Raw genomic sequence first — 16,467 nt, forward strand, 5'->3', positions numbered from 1 at the left:
TACCGCCCGTCTCAGCTCCGGCGCCAACACGTTCAAGACAATCCTCAAAACCGTCAGCCCCTGAAAAGCCCGGACGAAACAGCGTGGGCAATTACCTAGGAAGTGTCCTTGCTAGCGGCGTTTCGAGTTTGATCTCCGGTATCTTCGGTGGTCATAAAAAATCGAGCGCCCAGGTGCAGCTGAAATTGCCGATGCTTTCGCTGCAGGATTTCCGTTTGAACGACCGGTTCATGAACCAAATGCAATCATACGCTCGACCTCATATGAGCGGTGGCGGCAGTTACAGGCCCTGGTCGCCCAATTTGGGGAACTCGATGGATATCAATTTCTCTGGTCCATCGTTCGGTCCCTTTGGGCAGGTTTCCGGTCATCTGCACCTTTCGTCGCAGGGGCCTCTCGGCCTGTTGGGATTTAACAAAACTCCCGTAGGCCAGCTGGTGAATCAGTTGCTTGGTGGCCTTCGGTTCGCGTGAAGTATCAAAAGTAGTAAAGTTTAACAAAGGAGATGAAACATGTTTGGTATTCTTGGTAATGCTATTGGCTCGATTTTTGCATCGTCACCTTCTGACCAAATGGATGCGGCGGACAAAAAAGCTGATCAGCGGAAAGCCGATGCTTATTGCGACAATCTGCAGCGGACAACGAACGCAGCGATTGAGGACCAAAATCGGGCGATGCGTAATCAGATCAGAAACGGTCACGACGAGACCTCTCGGAACCAGCTCAATATTCAGGCCAAGGCGCTGGCGGCCATGGCTTCCGACGGCCTGGCTCTGAATAAAGACACGGCCCAGACGATGTCTCAGAGCGCCTCGGCTTAACGACGGTCGGTAAGGCTTTAGATTGCATATGGGCCCGCGTCGTTGAGATCAAGGACGCGGGCCTGTATTTTACAAAACACGGAGGCGAAAATGCTGACTTCGTCATTTGTTGCGCAAGGTCCGCATCGTAGTGATATGGGCGATCAAAGTTTGGCATCACGTGAAGCGATGATCCAAGCCAGAGATGCTAATCTGAGCATGTTTGCGCGAGCAACGGAAGGGCTGAAACGGGATCAGATTAAACATGAAATAGGCAATATGAATTCAAATATTGAGCGAGGCATATATAATATTGAAAGCAAGCAGGCTATCAGTAATCTCTCATCAAAATTTCAGCTTATTTCAAAAATTGCCAGTAGTATAAATTAGAGTAAACTAAATTATTTTAAATTAAATATCGTTAGAAATTAAATAAAGTGTTGCGATTTTTATTGAAATATTTCATCTAGAAAGGAATTGTAATGGATCATTCTGTGCCGCTGAAGATGCTTTTGATGCTATCCGTTTGCAGCCTGCGTTGCGGTTTTCTCCGTAAAGCTGTCGTCTACACGCGCATCGGTATGGTTCTGTTTCCTTCTGATGAGCGTTTCAGAGAGATGGCAGCATATGGTTTGCTTCTTCTGGGTGAGAATGAGCGCTGCAGGGACGCTCTTGATGGCATGAGCAAAACGTCACGCAATCAGGCTTATCTGGAAGCGCGTCTGCAATTGGCAAGCGAGAAGACTGCCCCCGAAGTATCGGAGCGATTACGCGACTATCTGAGGGCGGAACAGTAAACAAGGAGTGCTCGACATGGCGGTCAAAGTTGAAGATGCTGAAGTCGGTAGGGTCCAGGGCGATAACCGCGCTGCTTTTGCCCCTGAGGCGCCGAAGAAGACGCTTCAGCAGCGACCTGTTGAGCGGGATGCCAGAGACGTGGCTGCAGGCTCCTTTTCCGCCATGCTCACAGAGCAGACAGATGGGGACACGGCTGAACAGACGGTGCATCAGGCACACGGCGTCGCGCACCGGGAGGCAGGGGAAAGCCGTAGCGAAGAAATGGAGGCTGAGGAAGCGCGCAAGCGGCAGTCTCCTCAAAGGGTCATCAAGATCCCCGCTGAGGATGATTCAGTCCTGAATGGCGTGCGCCAACACAAGAAAACCCAGGTCGGTCGTGCCAGTGCATATGGTGCCGCCCCTCCCCGGGCGCCAAAGAGCATGGTTGAGGCGCATGAAAACCTCATGTTCGCCTCCACGAAGATGGAGATACCGGAGGTTGGCAGCCATTTGCTCTATGGACCGTTCAACAAGATGTCCGGCGTTTTCAAGAATTGTTATTACTGGGCACGAACGCTGTCGACCAGTTGATGGGTGGAAAAGCGCAGTTGAAGGCGAGCACCTTCAGAACTGAGGAGCGAGTTATATGCGCGTTTTGATTGCTTTTTCCGAGCGTTCTTCCCATGGAAGCTGGTTGCTCCTGTTTTTGTTTCTGGTGGGCGTTTCATCTGCGCATGCAGCCAGTCGTCCACCGGAAACGCTTCCTGCACTTACAATCGAGATTGGCAAGGGCGAACTGCTTCAGGGAACGAAGGGGGCCGCCGGATTGTTTGTTGCCGATCCCGATATCGCCGATATCGAAGGCTCGCAGGAAAACGGCTATTTCATTTACGGCAAAGCAGCCGGACAGACCACGCTGATTGGTTCTGACTTTGAGGGGCAGCAGTTGTTCAGGGTCAATGTAACCGTAATTCAGAATCTGGATGAGGTCCGGCACACCTTGTCTCAACGCTTTCCCGATGCCCATGTATCGCTCAAGGCCTCGCGCGGCAGTGTGATGCTGACTGGAACGGTGCCTGATAACAGAATTCACCTTGCGATCCTGGACAGTATCCGGCCAATTCTGGCGCCCTCTCAGATCGTCGATGAGCTGGTGGAGACCAAAAGCGGGGTTATCCGCTTGTCTGTGCGTGTCATCGAAGTGTCGCGGACACGGCTTGACGCTTATGGCGTGAACTGGCTTTCACTTCTGGATACGGAGCCGTTTTTGCAGCTGTTGCTGCATGATGGCGTCGCGACTGTCGTTAATGAAACGACCCTGACCACGGTCAACGGCAAGGAGGCGACCTTCTCGGCCGGCGAACAGATTGCCATTCCGCAGACCAGCACAGCAGATGGCGTTACGCAGTCCGGCGTTGACTTTAAGCCGATTGGCCTTTCCATCAGGTTCAGGCCCACGCTGCTTCCCGGAGATCGCCTTTCCCTCGATGTTGATTCTGAAATCTCCGTTCCGGGTGGTTCCTCAAGTTCGGTGAATGGCAACACATTCCCGAATATCAACTCACGCAGCTACAAAACGAGCGTTCAACTGGTGCCGGCAGAAAATTTCATTCTGAGCGGCTTTACCAATTTCCAGACGAACAGCGACCTTCAGACGCCACGTGATCCGAATGCTTTCTCGAGGTTGATACAGAACATTTTCGGGCATGAAAGCATCACCTCGCGCAACGATGACTTTCTGATCGTCGTCACCCCCTATTTTGGTGATGCCAGACAGCCTTTGCAGACGGATCCGATCGGCAAACCCACGACGGTTCTGGAATCCATTCTCTCGCAGCGCCGGGCCGACAAGGCGCCTGTCACCCTTTATGGCAATGTCGGATTTTCTTATTGATGATGTGGCTGATGCAAAAATCTGTGCTGAAAGGGTTGGGAATTTTCCTGCTCCTGCCTTTGTCACTTTTCTGCGGGTCGGCGCAGGCGTTTGAGCCGGCCCGGCATCTCACCGTTGAACAGGTGTTTTATATGCCGCCGCAAATCCCCAATGCGAACGAACACTATCGATTTATGACGCGGGATGAAAAGCTGAAGGCCGCATTGCGTTTTTTCGCCGTGAACGCAGGTATTGCGATCACCATTTCCGATCAGGTTCCCGATACTGATCTCGTGCAGGTTCCCGATGATCTGACCTATCAGGGCTATCTCGATTATCTGACGGAGAAATATCATCTGGTCTGGTTTTTCGATGGCGCCACGCTTTTCATCGATACCGAAAATCAACTGCAACAGAAGGTCATCGGATTACAGAAGACGGACGGCGAAGAAATCGTCAAGGTTTTGCGTAATCTGTCGATATTCCAGCCAAAATTCATGTTCCGGTATGACACGCAAAACCGTGTTTTAATGGTCGCCGGGCCGCCCGCTTATGTGGGCCAGGTTGAAGACACCGTGAAAGCGGCAGAAGCTGCCAAGCGGACCGAGACGGCATTGCTGCGTGGCTCCGGTTCCGGACGTGATCTGATGACCGCAGGGGAAGTGACACGCAACGAGAATAGCCCGATCTCAGGTGTAAACGTCAACTCAGCGCCTGTTATTGAAGGAGATTCCTCTGACTTCGAGTCGGAGTTTTAACCCATGAGAATGAACAGACTGGGTGAAATGCTCAGCGAGCAGAGGGACATCTTCGTTGTCCTGATTTTCGCGCTCGTCGTCCTTATGATGGTGCTTCCGCTGCCGCCCGGTCTCATGGATGTGATGATCGTGCTGAACATCAGCGCGGCGGTTGTTATCCTTTTGATGTCAGTGCAAACGGTATCGCCACTGCAATTTTCAACCTTCCCGAGCATATTGCTCGTGACCACGCTGTTTCGGCTTTCAATTTCTATTTCGACAACCCGGCTGATTTTGCTGACGGGCGACGCAGGTCAGGTGATTCAAACCTTCGGCAAGGTCGTCGTCGGCGGAAATTTGGTTGTCGGCCTGGTTATCTTTCTGATCATTTCGGTGGTCCAGTTTCTGGTGATTACCAAGGGCGCCGATCGTGTTGCCGAGGTTGGTGCCCGTTTCACGCTTGACGGCATGCCCGGCAAACAGATGAGCGTCGATGCGGATGTGCGTGCCGGCAATATGGATCATCAGGACGCGACCGATGCCAGGCGGGCGCTTGAGCAGGAGGCCAAACTCTTTGGCGCGATGGATGGCGCCATGAAATTCGTTAAAGGCGATGCCATTGCAGGCCTGATCATCACTGTCATCAACCTGCTTGGCGGCATCACAATCGGAATGCTGCAGCACGGTCAGTCCTTCGGCCAGGCCGCGCAGGTTTATTCGCTGCTGACCGTGGGTGACGGGCTGGTGGCGCAAATCCCGGCCTTGATGATCTCCATCGCTGCGGGCACGATGGTAACCCGCGTGACCAGCCGTGCCGGGCTCAATCTCGGCTTTGAAATCGTGCAGCAGTTTATTGCCAATAGCCGCACGATTGTCACGGCTGGCGCTTTGATCATACTGTTCGGCTTTGTTCCCGGCTTCCCAAAGCTGGTTTTCTTCGCCGTTGGCAGTGGCATGATGGGCTCGGTTCTGTTGATGCTGCAGCGTAAAAAGAAATCAACCAGTCTTATGAATTTTGACTGGAAAGCACGCATTGCTTCCAGACAAGCGACAATCCGCGAGCGGCGGCGGCGTGGTATTCGGACGGATATTGTGAGCGTAGTCCTTCCGAAAACCATCTGTCTGGTTGATGTGGAACGCTTCTGCCTTCTTTTTGATGGGACATGTGACCACATGTCAGGCGAGCTGGGACTGCCGCGGACTGACTGGGAGTTTGATATCAATTGGCAGGAAGAGACGAAATATCAAATATTTATCGGGGATGAAGAGGTTGCCAGCGGTGAATTCAGGAAGGATAGCGTGTTTGTCAAGGCGCATCCCAGCTACCTCAAGCCTCTGGGCGTTGAATGCCTGGTCACATACGGTCGCCGCGAGGGCACGCTTGTGCCGGTCGAAGCGATTAATATCCTGGTCGAACAGGGTATCAGATACTGGAGTGCACTGGACAGTATGATCATGCATTTGCGCCGTTGCGTCGTCGAGCATGCGTCTGATTTCGTCGACACGCAGGGAACGCATCAGATCCTTAACGTTGTGGCACTTGAACATCCGGTTCTGGTCTCTGCCTTGCGTGATGCTGTGCCCAATAGCCACGTCAGCAAGATCTTTCAGATGCTGCTTGACGAGCGAATTCCCATAACAAGCAGAACCCGGATCACTGAGGCTATTCTGCGCTGGTCGGAAAAAGGGCTCGAAGGCACCGCCGTCCTGCAAAAAGTGCGCAACGAACTGAGCGAATTTATTACCCGCCGGTTTGCGCCCGATGGTTTTTTGCAGGTGATCGTGATTGCGCCAACGATCGAATCCCTCATCCGCGAAGGTATACGTGCCACCAATGAAGGAAGCTTCCTGCTGCTTGAGCCGACCCTTTCAGCCCATATTGCCTCACAGGTGCGCGCGCTTCTTGGAGGGGAATATCAGCGCGGCAAACATCCGGTGCTGCTGACCCAGCAAGATACGCGCTTTCCGCTTTTTACACTGCTTTTTGAGCAAGGCATTTACGTTCCTGTTCTGGCGTATTCGGAGATCATGCCGGCGACGGTCGTTTACCCGGTCGGCGTTGTTGCTCCGGACGAGCAAAGTGCAGCCGAGTGAGACGAACCCACGCAACATCTGGACATCGCAAGCGGATTTCACCGTTGATCCGGAATATCGCTTCGAGTGAAGTTGTTTGGATCACTTCAGGATGGATAAGCTATTGAAATTATGTTTTTTCTGGCTTGTCGTGAGGTAGCCTTCGGTTAAGGCTGAGGCCTGCTTTTCATTGCCCCGTAAATGCATGATCAAAGCCAGGTTCTGCCTGACACGCGGATCATCTTTGTTCGAGTGGTAAAGTTCGGTCTCCACCACTTCGGCCGCTTCGAATTGCCCGGAAAGCATCAGGGACAGGGCCAGGTTATTCATCGCCTTCGCGTCGTCAGGCTTTTGCAGCAAGATTTGGCGATAAATTGCCTGTGCTTGATCGTGCTGACCTTGCGCATCGTAGATGACGCCCTTCATATTCAAGGCTTCGTAATCGGTCGAATGCCTTTTCAGCAGTGGAGAGAGCGTGCTGTTTGCACCCTGAAAATCGCGTTCGGCGATCTGAACGCGCGCGATGCCGAGCGTGCCTTGCCTGTGTTCACCGAGGGCAAGCGCCTTTTGATAGAAGCTGCGCGCTTTCAGATAGGCGCCGTCGGCAAAATAGGCATTACCGAGGGCAAGCATGGTTTTGCTGGAGCCCGGATTTGTGGCGGCAACCTGATTAAGGATACGGTACCCCTTCTCATAATCCCCGGATTGCAGATTGCTCTCTGCGACAGCGATCTGTGCCTGCACGCTCGAGCTCGAACTGTTGCTTGTAACGCATCCGGATATCAGAAAGGCGACGCCGATTACGACAGCCGATGTCCTGAGCTTTAGCGCGAGGTTGCCTCTGGCCTCGTGTCTGTCCCTCTTTAGCATTAATTTTCACCATCGGCTTGAACACAGTTCGTGTTTCCGGCCCCCTCCTCTGTGTTTGCACCGGAACTTCTTCAGGCGCGAATCATTACCCAGGGCAGCCAGAATGCCTGAGAGCCGGATTCAAAAGTTCATGACGGGAAACAATATCGTGCGAGCCGCCTTGTCATCACCCTGATGCTTGCGATGTTGACCCATGCTGTGGCGCTTGCGATGGACTTCTCCCAATCTTTGGCGAGTCGACGGCATCGACCGAACCAGCCGAAGGTGCGCTCGACCACCCATCGTCGGGGCAGAACCTCAAAGCCATTCGCTGTGTCGAAGCGCTTGATGATCTCAAGGTTCCATTGGCCGCATCCGCGCAGCGCTTTTCGCAACTTCTGCCCGGCATAGCCGCCATCTGCGAAGACATGGCGCAACCAGGGGAAACGGTAGCGGATGGCTTTCAGGACATCGGGTGCGCCGTCGCGGTCCTGGATATCGGCTTCATGGACATGCGCGAACAGCATCAGACCGAGCGTATCAGTGATGATGTGGCGCTTGCGGCCCTTGATCTTCTTGCCGGCGTCGTAGCCCGAAACCCCGCCACTTTCGGTGGTCTTGACGCTCTGGCTGTCGATGACACCGGCCGTGGGCGAGGCCTCACGCCCCTCCAGTTCGCGCGTAGCGCAGACAAGCAGATGGTTGATGGTCTGCCAAAGGCCGATGTCGCGCCAGCCGTAGAAATAGCCTCGCACCGTGGAGACCGGAGGAAAGTCCTTCGGCAGAGCCCTCCATTGACTGCCGCTGCCCGCAATATAAAGGATCGCGTTCACCACCTCCCTCATATTCGTTTTCCGCGGCCGCCCGCCGGGCTTGGCCGGCGGTATCAGCGGAGCAAGCACAGCCCACTCACGATCCGTCAAATCGGTTGGATAGCGAAGGCGATCACGGTTATGCTGCAGGCGGGTGATATCAGTCCAGGGCATGCGATCCTCCACGTTCTTGGCAGAGGTGGTTGAATCACATCCTTCTGATATCACTCAATAACTTTTAAATCGGCCTCTGAATCAATATAATAGAAACTATGGTTAATTAAATATAAATATCAAAAACAATTGAATTTGTTTTATATATTAGATATCGGTATAGTAATGATGTCTAAAATATAGATTTTTATTTAGAATGTTTGTTTCCTGTTGCTCGGCCTGCGAAACGAAACGGTGATAGAAATCATGGGGCATGCCGCCGCGCCATTTCCGGTTCTTCTCTGATCGGGACACCTTCCTCCCCTCCCCTCCCCTCCCCTCCCCTGGCATGCACCGAGCCTTCCCAAAAGACTGCGCTCGCGTATATCGTTCAGACCCGGGCGGTAGGAATATGTTCAGACGCCCCATTAAAGCGTCCTTTGTGCTTCCCGAAAATCGATCCGATTTTCGGCCCGATGCTGTAGCGCTTCAACACTCGTTTGCAGGTTAAGGTGATGTAACCCATGCCTGAAAGATGGAACAGCTCCGGATATTCTCTGCTCTTCTTTTCCCCTCCATCGGGAATTGGATATTCCTCGAGATGGTTTGGCCGCAATCCGAGACGACAGCGTGTTCGCTTCGACGTGGTTCCTGAAATGACGTATGCTTGCGCGCCTGTCGGCCTTTCTTTTTCTCTGGGCGGCTGGCCGGGCGATACAATCGTCCGCGCAGTCGCGTTTGAGGTTTCGGCAATTCACATCTTATCCAACGGCCCTACCCTGCCCCATTCTTCGGACATGACATAGGGTTTCGCTGCACCTGCCTATGGCGTTCTGTTAGCACCCGTCTAACCCTTGTCCGGCCACGCATAGGAGGGCAGTCCTTTATTCCGGATGGCCGCACCACTGACGGAAAAGCGAATCACGACATTCGCTATCCGCCTTCAAGGCGCTCACGACGTGCGCATGTTTTTGACGTGCATCTTGCTGTGGTAGTGCGGCCTCATTGGTTTGACCGTAACCGGGAACGGGCGAAAAGATCAGCGGACCAGTTCTGACTGAAACTGGAAGAGAGGTACCGGCAAGACTTAAGCGTCGCGATTCTATTTTGAGCGGCACATGCACAAGGCAGGAGCAAATGTGAGGGATGCGGCACAACACCAATCGTTCAGGCAGTGGGGCCGTGTTTGCCAAGCTACCAAAAATGTGTTCAGGGTAATCGCAAGCCTTTGACCACTCTGCAGGCCGGCATGGTTTTCCTGATGCCGTGGTTGGTCGATGTGCAGAAAATCCGTGGCTTGGTACCTGTATCTTCGGTATGGCTTTCCGCTCTTTTCAAGCCGCTATGTTTTCAATTGAAAACTTTTCAGCGGATCAGGCGCGATCGGCCACCCGCATTATACATAGCTCCCTCGTTTCGTATAACAGAGCAAGCGCTGTGACGTATCCAGGAAGTTCACGCCGTCGCAATAGATTTCTCTCACGCAAGGAGGTTCGGCTTGGCTCAGAGCGAACGCGCTGGCGAGGGCAGGGCTCGCCTGAATTCTACTGAAGTTGATAGCGGAAGTCTTCGCGGTGACACTATGTCGAAACTTACGCTATGCGCGCGCCACCACGATCACTTGGCCGCCGTGAACAAAAGATCAGATTTCACGTGTAAGGTCTGCGGGTGAATCATAGCCCTTTACTGCACACAGCGTCTGGTACATCGAAAAATGCTAATGAAGGGCGCGGGCGTTTGCTGTCCAGGCGCGAAGAAGGCCGATGGTTCTAAGTCCCATATATCGGCTTCCTTTGATCGGCATCGTGTAGTCTTTATGTCAAGAGGATGCGCTTTTATCCGGCCTGGCCATAAACCCGGAAACGAGGTGCTCATGCGCGGTGGCGAATTGATTCTATGGCCTTTGGAAAGGAGACTGTTGTTGCGTCAACGTTTTGAGCCGACGGATTTTGAAGGCGCTTTGAGCGGACCTGCATTTATCCAAGAACAATCGCCGTGTGACCGTGCGCATCACTATGGTGCCGTGGGCAAAAAAAGGCGTCAATCGAAGCATGGGACGCACCAGAAGCGGCCTGACATTGAATATCCATAGATCTCGTTGATGCTGATGGGCAGCCGGTTGATCGTGGCCTTTCCAAAAAACAGCATGCTGGCTTTCGCTATATGCGAGGCCTGTTTACCTGTCACCTTGCCGGAAAGACGCTCTTGGCCTTCCGTGGCTATGGTGCCGAGGCCACTCGCGGCGGAGTAGGTCAGGTCAAGGGTTCGTCAATAGTGCGGCAAAACAAAGCTGAAAAGAGACCCTTGCCTTCGGCTGGTTAACGATCCCTGCCGAAATCTCACCGACCGCTGCTTTAATCGAATTAAAGATGCGCGTGGCTTTGCGATGCCTTAAGGCAGTTGTGCCGATAACGCGCTTGCCGCAATCAAGCTTTCTCGGTTCAGCTATGGCTCAAGCTTCGCGGGATTACCGCCCTGATCTTCCGCCATTTTGCATGTCGGTTGACTGTTTTGACGCAGCAGAAACAGGTTGATCACCACGTTAACCTTTCATTAACGAAAAAGATCTTGCAGAATCGGGACGACTCATGCAGCTTTTAGCGGTATTAAACGAATATCGAACCGGAAACCGTCAAATGAACGAAGCGGACACATACGGCCTTTCAAGCGGTACGGCGCAGAAGATCGCAGATTATACCGAAAAGCTCTCTGCTGAGCTGCAGGTCATGCGGCATCGTATCTATCCGCCGGAAGCCCGCAAAGCGTTTACCCGCACTTTCTCAACACTGGATCTGGTGAAGATGCTGGATGTTCCGGAAAGTACTTTACGGGCGATGACGATTGAAGGGAAGGGGCCCCAGCCGCATCGTGCTGACAATAACAGGCGGATGTATTCTGTCACACAGTTGACGGAGCTGCGTGCGTTTCTGGCCGAGCGGCGTCCGGATGATGCCCTCAGGCTCTGGCCGCGACGGCGCGAAGGTGAAAAGCTGCAGGTCATTGCCACGGCCAATTTCAAGGGTGGCAGCTCGAAAACGACAACGTCCATCCACCTGTCGCATTATCTCGCCCTGCAGGGCTACCGGGTTTTGTGTATCGATCTTGACCCGCAGGCCTCGATGACGTCCATCTTCGGTCTGCAGCCTGAATTCGATGTGGCAGAGAATGAGACGGTTTACGCCGCGCTGCGCTACGATACCGAACGTCGCCCCTTGGCCGAAACCATCCGCGAAACCTATTTCCCGGGCATTCACCTCATACCGGGCAATCTTGAGCTTATGGATTTCGAGTTCGACACGCCGGCTTATCTTGCCCAGCGCGAGCGGGATGAGCTCGGTCTGTTTTTTGAGCGGCTGCGTAACGCCATCCAGTCGGTTGAACAGCATTATGATTTTGTCGTGCTGGATACGCCACCTTCTCTCGGATATTCGACGCTTGCTGCACTTTATGCAGCGACAGGCCTCGTTGTCACGGTTCATCCGTCCATGCTCGATGTCGCATCATGCAATCAGTTTCTGATCATGATTTCAGACCTTGCCGACACGCTGGCGCAGTTTGGCGCTGAGTTTGACCATGACTTCATGAAGTTTCTTCTGACACGGGTTAATCCCAATGACGGCCCGCAAAAATATATGGGCAGTGTGATGCGTCGGTTGTTTGAATCCGATGTGCTTGTCTATGAAGCGGTTGAGTCGACCGCCATTGCCGGGGCAGGGGTGGCAAAGAAATCGCTTTACGAGCTGGAAAGCGGCGAAGTTGGCCGCGAAACGCTGAAACGTGCGCTTGAGAGTGCCGATCATGTGAATGGCGAGATCCACGATCTTCTCAAGACAGTCTGGGGCAGATCATGAAAAAGAACATTCTGAAAATGATGGCGGAAGCCAATCCGGACTCGGAAACCAAAGATACTCCGGAGCAGCCCGTATTCCCTTTGTCACGGACGAGACGTGGTTCGCCGGTGGTCAACAGTGTCGGAAAGGCACTCAATACGCTCTCCGAGAGCAGCATTGTGGTTTTGGATCCTGCAAAGATCGACCCGTCACCATATCATGACCGCTTTGAAAGCGATGTGGAAGTCAGCGAAGAGATTGAAAGCCTCGCCGGATCAATCCGCTCTGAAGGGCAGAAAATTCCAGTTCTGGTGCGCCCGCACCCGACAGACGAAGGCCGTTATCAACTGGCCTATGGTCACCGCCGTCTTTCTGCGATCAAGCTTCTGGCTGCAGAAAGCGATAAGCCCGGCGAAATCACCGTTCGTGCCTATGTCCGTCATCTCTCCGATAAAGATCTTCTCGTCGAGCAGTCGCTGGAAAACGGTGTTCGCGAAAATCTGACCTGGATTGAGCAGGCTTTGTGGGCAGCGCAGTTGCGGCAGGCCGGTTTTTCAAGTGTTGCCATCGAGCCGGTTCTCGGCCTTTCAAAAACGCCCATTTCCCTGATGCTGAAAGTTGCCAACACTTTACCGGAAGATATCGTCCTGGCGATTGGCCGGGCAAAAGGCGTGGGCCGTCCCAAATGGATGGCTTTGACGGATGCCTGTGGGGCGGGCGGGGAAAAATCCTTCGCCCGTATCCGCTCGGTTATGGAAAATGCCGCCTTCAAAAACGCAGAAGCGGCACGCCGTATTGATATGGCGATCAAGGCCGCTCAGGGGACGTCCGAGCGCAAGGATAGCCGCAATACGCGCGATTTATCTATTGATGGCAAGGTGTTAGGCCGCGTGTCGCGTACGCGCTCCAGCACCACGATTACGATTTCAGACAGGGATAACGGGTTCGCCGACTGGCTTGAAGACCGGCTTGATACCTTGGCTGAAGAATATTTCTCCATCCCCGCCGGAAAAAGCCGGGATAAGAATTAAGCGGCGGAGAGATAACGATTCGCAAGGTGAGAAAGAGTTGAAAAGGAGCGAAACGGACAAAAGAAAAGGCCCCCCGATCAATTGATCACGGAGAGCCTCAAGGTTGTTAGCACTTCTTGAGTCGCATGTCTCCGAATCACAGTCAAGTATCCTGAGTAATTTTTGTTATTCGGGCGGGTGGTTTCTTTTGCCTTTTTGAAGGTGAAACAATGGAATATGCGAGTGTAACGACGCCCTTCGGGCAGCGGCCGATGTCGCTCGCCATGATGGCAAGTCAGACCCGTGCAAGCGCGATCCCCGAAGGGGCGCGTGTGCATAAATGGAAGGTCTTTCACAATATCCGCACGGCACGCGCGCTGCTTGGCACCAGTGACCGGGCGCTGGCGATCCTGAACGCGCTTTTATCCTTTTATCCGGAAAACGAGCTTTGTGCCGAAGATGGCCTGGTTGTCTGGCCATCGAATGAACAGTTGATGGCACGCGCCAACGGTATTTCGCCGGCCACACTCCGGCGGCATATCGCCGTTTTGGTGGAATGTGGCCTTGTGATCCGCCGTGACAGTCCCAATGGCAAGCGTTTTGCGCGAAAGGGCAGGGGCGGGCAGGTTGAGCAGGCCTATGGGTTCGATTTGTCGCCGGTCGTTGCGCGGGCAGAGGAGTTTGAAGCGCTTGCAGAGACTGTTGAAGCCGAGAAGCGGGCGTTCAAGCGGGCCAAAGAGCGCGTTACGCTGTTGCGTCGTGATATTGTGAAGCTCATCGAGACCGCTCTGCTTGAGGGGGTACCTGGGAACTGGGCGGCCATTGAAGGGCTTTATCAGGATATTATTGTCAGGCTTCCAAGAACGCCGACAAAATCCATCCTCGATGTGATTGGCGAAGATCTTGAGCTGTTGCGACTGGAAATCCATGACGCATTGAATTTGCACATAAATTCACAAGAAACGAGCGGCAATGAGTCTCATAATGAGCGCCACATACAGAATTCAAATCCAGAATCTCATATTGAATCTGAATACGGCTTTGGAAAAAATCAAGAAGCGAGCGGCAGTGCCGATGAAACCGACAACCTGCACAGCCTGCCGAAACGGGAATTGCCGCTAAAACTCGTGCTGGATGCCTGCAGCAACTGGAAAGATCTGGCCGAAGGCGGGGAAATCCGCCACTGGCGCGAATTTCTGCATGTTAGCGAAACAGCCCGGCCGATGCTGGGCATCAGCCCGAGCGCCTGGCGTGCAGCCTGTGTGGTTTTGGGCGACAAGCAGGCGGCCATCACCCTCGCCGCGATCTACCAGCGGGCCGATCAGATCAACAATCCGGGCGGATATCTGCGCAGCCTGACCGAAAGGGCAGGAGAGGGGCAGTTTTCTGTCTGGCCGATGGTGATGGCGCTGCTGCGCGCCCGGCTCGATCAGACCAAAACGCCGGAAAGGCCGCATGAAACCGCTTTAACATCCGGTCATGTGCCCTCTGAAGACAATTCGGGCATGCTGATCTCGTCGGCACTGGCTGAGCGCATGAAAAAGCGATGACAGGTGAGGCGATCCGTTGATTACTAATCTTGTCCATCGGCCTTTGAAAGTCTATATATGACTACAGTGGTCACAAAGTAGGATGGCGATGATGAAAGAAATTCAGCTCAGAGATGCCAAGGCGACGTTTTCAGCGGTTGTCGATCAGGCCGTCAGCGGTACACCGTCGATCATTACCCGACATGGGCGAAAGGAAGCGGTGGTTCTGTCCTATGAGGACTATGAAAAACTCGCTCATGTGCCCAGTTTCGGCCAGCTTCTGGCCGCTTATCCCGGCGATGAGGACACGATTACCGAGCGCAGTGACAAACCCGGTCGCGACGTCGCATTGTGATGTATCTTGTCGATACCAATGTCATTTCAGCACTCGCGCCATCGAAACGCGGACGTGAGGCGGCGCTGATCGCGTGGCTTGACCGGGCAAGCGACGATCTTTTCTTATCGACGGTGACGGCGGCCGAGGTGCATGCCGGAATTGCCAAGGCCGAACGGGAGCAGGCGAAGACGAAGGCCGAGCGTTTGCAGACCTGGTGGCAGAGCATCGAATATCTCTATGGACAGAAGATTCTGCCCTTCGATCTTCGTTGTGCCCATGCAGCAGGCGAGATCCTTGATGCCGCCCGCGCCCATCAGCCGGGCTTTGCCGATATCGCCATCGCTGCGACCGCCAAGGCCCACGGGCTGACGATCCTGACCCGCAATCTCCGCCATTTCGTGCCGCTTGGCGTTCCGGTTCACGACCCGTTTCAATCGCTGCCGGGTTGATTTGCTTTTGCTACAGTATCGGCCCGAAAATCGATTTCACCTTTGACGAAAGATTTTCACGGCCTCTTCAACAAGAGCGGCGTTGCTTTCTGCGACTTCGCCGCTTTCCAGAAAACATCCGTCTTCCAGACCGACGCGCGTTGACCAGAGGTTTTGCCTTGCGCGTCGCACGAAATGCCAGACCGTGGCATCACAGCCGTGAAGAAGTATCGGTCGCGCAAGACCTGCATCAGCCAGCAGCTTTGCGATGTCATCAGCAATATGATCAGCTTCGTCCGGCTGCTGTTCGTCCAATTCAACCAGAATGCGAAACACGCGCCTGCTTTCGGGGAGGGTGATGAAGCGTTTGGCATCGTCGGCTGTTGCAAGGCCAGCCTCGACTCCAACCCCCATTTGTTCAAGCAAGGCCATGATCGCGGGCGCATTGTCCTCCGAGAGATTGACCGAAGCGTAATCGGGCGGCATCTTCCAGTTTGTGATGGCATTGCGCGTTGCCGCCGCATCCCCCTCGATCCAGTCTCCGGTTGAAACCCCGACAAGCGTGCCGGGGCACGCGCGGCGCAAGGAAGATATGAGTTCGTCTGTCGCATTGAGGCTTTCAACGCCATCGGCATTGCGCGGATGGATATGGAGTTCTGAAGCGCCCGCTTCGACACATTGCACGCTGTCACGGACCATCGCTCTGATCGTCAGTGGTAATGCCGGATGAAAATCCGAGGGCCGCGCGCCGTTGATACAGGCTTGAACGATCATATTTGCCTCTTGGGATGTTTTTTGCGAAACCTACAGGACTTTAGAGCGCCGTGCATCCATTCGGATGCACAAAGGACGCTCTGACCTATTGAAGCTACGCATCGCGCTTTCGCCCGCTGTCCATGAGCGCGACACCACGACGGATTTCGGCAAGCGGCGCCAGGGCAGGGGAGGTGTCTGGCGCGTTTCCGGGGTTCATGGACGGTGAACCGGTCTCCACTTTGCCCGGAGGTGTTCTATAGCCCCGCGGCCCTGGTGAGATTAACCCGGAACCGGTCGCGCCGTCTTTGATAGCGCCGTGTCATTTCGGCAGAGGCATGGCCGAGCTGTTTCTGGACATAGCGCTCGTCGACCTCGGCCGAGGAGGCGAGGCCTGCTCTCAAGGAGTGACCGGAAAACAGTTTGACCCGTTCGGCCTCGGGCATATCGCCGCGAATGCCGGCGGCAAGCACGGTCTTCTTGATGAGCCGGGCGATCTCCTGATC

General features: G+C 54.1%; 17 protein-coding genes. 13 read left to right on the plus strand and 4 right to left on the minus strand.

Going from position 1 to position 16,467, the window contains the following annotated elements:
• From EDC90_RS19050 to EDC90_RS19085, 8 genes are all read left to right on the plus strand, one after another.
• On the plus strand, positions 1-473 hold a 473-nt coding region (locus EDC90_RS19050; RefSeq protein ID WP_207903966.1), incomplete at its 5' end, for a hypothetical protein.
• Positions 474-512: 39 nt separating this feature from the next.
• Positions 513-821, plus strand: a complete 309-nt coding sequence (locus tag EDC90_RS19055) for a hypothetical protein (protein ID WP_132314123.1) — start codon at positions 513-515, stop codon at positions 819-821.
• A gap of 90 nt (positions 822-911) precedes the next feature.
• Complete coding sequence (locus tag EDC90_RS19060; RefSeq protein ID WP_132314124.1) at positions 912-1,190, plus strand: hypothetical protein; 279 nt, start codon at positions 912-914, stop codon at positions 1,188-1,190.
• 92 nt (positions 1,191-1,282) lie between these two features.
• A complete protein-coding gene (locus tag EDC90_RS19065; RefSeq protein WP_132314125.1) occupies positions 1,283-1,597 on the plus strand; it encodes a hypothetical protein in 315 nt (104 codons plus the stop codon).
• A gap of 16 nt (positions 1,598-1,613) precedes the next feature.
• A complete protein-coding gene (locus EDC90_RS19070) occupies positions 1,614-2,168 on the plus strand; it encodes a hypothetical protein (RefSeq protein ID WP_132314126.1) in 555 nt (184 codons plus the stop codon).
• 55 nt (positions 2,169-2,223) lie between these two features.
• The gene (locus EDC90_RS19075) at positions 2,224-3,471 is read left to right on the plus strand and encodes a pilus assembly protein N-terminal domain-containing protein (RefSeq protein ID WP_132314127.1); all 1,248 of its coding nucleotides are present in this window, start codon (positions 2,224-2,226) and stop codon (positions 3,469-3,471) included.
• Positions 3,472-3,482: 11 nt separating this feature from the next.
• Positions 3,483-4,208, plus strand: a complete 726-nt coding sequence (locus EDC90_RS19080) for a secretin N-terminal domain-containing protein (RefSeq protein WP_132314128.1) — start codon at positions 3,483-3,485, stop codon at positions 4,206-4,208.
• A 3-nt stretch (positions 4,209-4,211) separates the two neighbouring features.
• Complete coding sequence (locus EDC90_RS19085; RefSeq protein ID WP_132314129.1) at positions 4,212-6,281, plus strand: flagellar biosynthesis protein FlhA; 2,070 nt, start codon at positions 4,212-4,214, stop codon at positions 6,279-6,281.
• 81 nt (positions 6,282-6,362) lie between these two features.
• Here the strand turns inward: EDC90_RS19085 and EDC90_RS19090 are convergent, their stop codons facing one another.
• On the minus strand, positions 6,363-7,004 hold the full coding sequence (locus tag EDC90_RS19090) for a tetratricopeptide repeat protein (RefSeq protein ID WP_165972904.1): 642 nt from the start codon (positions 7,002-7,004) through the stop codon (positions 6,363-6,365).
• A 254-nt stretch (positions 7,005-7,258) separates the two neighbouring features.
• Positions 7,259-8,095 carry an IS5 family transposase gene (locus EDC90_RS19095; RefSeq protein WP_132314131.1) on the minus strand — a complete coding sequence of 279 codons (837 nt, stop codon included), beginning with the start codon at positions 8,093-8,095 and terminating at the stop codon, positions 7,259-7,261.
• A gap of 2,615 nt (positions 8,096-10,710) precedes the next feature.
• Between EDC90_RS19095 and repA the strand changes: the two genes are divergently transcribed.
• The 5 genes from repA (at position 10,711) to EDC90_RS19120 (ending at position 15,229) form a co-directional block, all read left to right on the plus strand.
• Positions 10,711-11,925, plus strand: a complete 1,215-nt coding sequence (repA, locus tag EDC90_RS19100; RefSeq protein ID WP_132314132.1) for a plasmid partitioning protein RepA — start codon at positions 10,711-10,713, stop codon at positions 11,923-11,925.
• Positions 11,922-12,935, plus strand: coding sequence for a plasmid partitioning protein RepB (gene repB / locus EDC90_RS19105; protein ID WP_132314133.1), 1,014 nt, complete (start codon positions 11,922-11,924; stop codon positions 12,933-12,935). The genes repA and repB overlap by 4 nt, the downstream gene beginning before the upstream one ends.
• A 209-nt stretch (positions 12,936-13,144) precedes the next feature.
• On the plus strand, positions 13,145-14,464 hold the full coding sequence (gene repC, locus EDC90_RS19110; protein ID WP_132314134.1) for a plasmid replication protein RepC: 1,320 nt from the start codon (positions 13,145-13,147) through the stop codon (positions 14,462-14,464).
• 91 nt (positions 14,465-14,555) lie between these two features.
• On the plus strand, positions 14,556-14,798 hold the full coding sequence (locus EDC90_RS19115) for a type II toxin-antitoxin system Phd/YefM family antitoxin (RefSeq protein WP_132314135.1): 243 nt from the start codon (positions 14,556-14,558) through the stop codon (positions 14,796-14,798).
• The gene (locus EDC90_RS19120; RefSeq protein ID WP_132314136.1) at positions 14,798-15,229 is read left to right on the plus strand and encodes a type II toxin-antitoxin system VapC family toxin; all 432 of its coding nucleotides are present in this window, start codon (positions 14,798-14,800) and stop codon (positions 15,227-15,229) included. Before EDC90_RS19115 ends, EDC90_RS19120 begins: the two co-directional genes overlap by 1 nt.
• Before the next feature lie 36 nt (positions 15,230-15,265).
• Here the strand turns inward: EDC90_RS19120 and EDC90_RS19125 are convergent, their stop codons facing one another.
• Together EDC90_RS19125 and EDC90_RS19130 are read right to left on the minus strand one after the other, a co-directional pair.
• Positions 15,266-15,982: a 3-keto-5-aminohexanoate cleavage protein gene (locus EDC90_RS19125; protein ID WP_132314137.1), complete on the minus strand. Its 717-nt coding sequence runs from the start codon at positions 15,980-15,982 to the stop codon at positions 15,266-15,268.
• A gap of 236 nt (positions 15,983-16,218) precedes the next feature.
• Positions 16,219-16,467: tyrosine-type recombinase/integrase (locus tag EDC90_RS19130; RefSeq protein ID WP_165972905.1), on the minus strand; the 249-nt coding region annotated here is incomplete at its 5' end.

Source organism: Martelella mediterranea (assembly GCF_004342225.1).
GTDB lineage: Bacteria > Pseudomonadota > Alphaproteobacteria > Rhizobiales > Rhizobiaceae > Martelella > Martelella mediterranea_B.

Bases quoted from the DNA above. Each gene is read 5' to 3' on its own strand.
- EDC90_RS19080 (WP_132314128.1), top strand. From the start codon at position 3,483: ATGCAAAAATCTGTGCTGAAAGGGTTGGGAATTTTCCTGCTCCTGCCT.
- EDC90_RS19085 (WP_132314129.1), top strand. From the start codon at position 4,212: ATGAGAATGAACAGACTGGGTGAAATGCTCAGCGAGCAGAGGGACATC.
- EDC90_RS19065 (WP_132314125.1), top strand. From the start codon at position 1,283: ATGGATCATTCTGTGCCGCTGAAGATGCTTTTGATGCTATCCGTTTGC.
- EDC90_RS19115 (WP_132314135.1), top strand. From the start codon at position 14,556: ATGAAAGAAATTCAGCTCAGAGATGCCAAGGCGACGTTTTCAGCGGTT.
- EDC90_RS19075 (WP_132314127.1), top strand. From the start codon at position 2,224: ATGCGCGTTTTGATTGCTTTTTCCGAGCGTTCTTCCCATGGAAGCTGG.
- repA (WP_132314132.1), top strand. From the start codon at position 10,711: ATGAACGAAGCGGACACATACGGCCTTTCAAGCGGTACGGCGCAGAAG.
- EDC90_RS19120 (WP_132314136.1), top strand. From the start codon at position 14,798: ATGTATCTTGTCGATACCAATGTCATTTCAGCACTCGCGCCATCGAAA.
- EDC90_RS19060 (WP_132314124.1), top strand. From the start codon at position 912: ATGCTGACTTCGTCATTTGTTGCGCAAGGTCCGCATCGTAGTGATATG.
- EDC90_RS19055 (WP_132314123.1), top strand. From the start codon at position 513: ATGTTTGGTATTCTTGGTAATGCTATTGGCTCGATTTTTGCATCGTCA.
- repC (WP_132314134.1), top strand. From the start codon at position 13,145: ATGGAATATGCGAGTGTAACGACGCCCTTCGGGCAGCGGCCGATGTCG.
- EDC90_RS19095 (WP_132314131.1), bottom strand. From the start codon at position 8,095: ATGCCCTGGACTGATATCACCCGCCTGCAGCATAACCGTGATCGCCTT.
- EDC90_RS19070 (WP_132314126.1), top strand. From the start codon at position 1,614: ATGGCGGTCAAAGTTGAAGATGCTGAAGTCGGTAGGGTCCAGGGCGAT.
- repB (WP_132314133.1), top strand. From the start codon at position 11,922: ATGAAAAAGAACATTCTGAAAATGATGGCGGAAGCCAATCCGGACTCG.
- EDC90_RS19125 (WP_132314137.1), bottom strand. From the start codon at position 15,982: ATGATCGTTCAAGCCTGTATCAACGGCGCGCGGCCCTCGGATTTTCAT.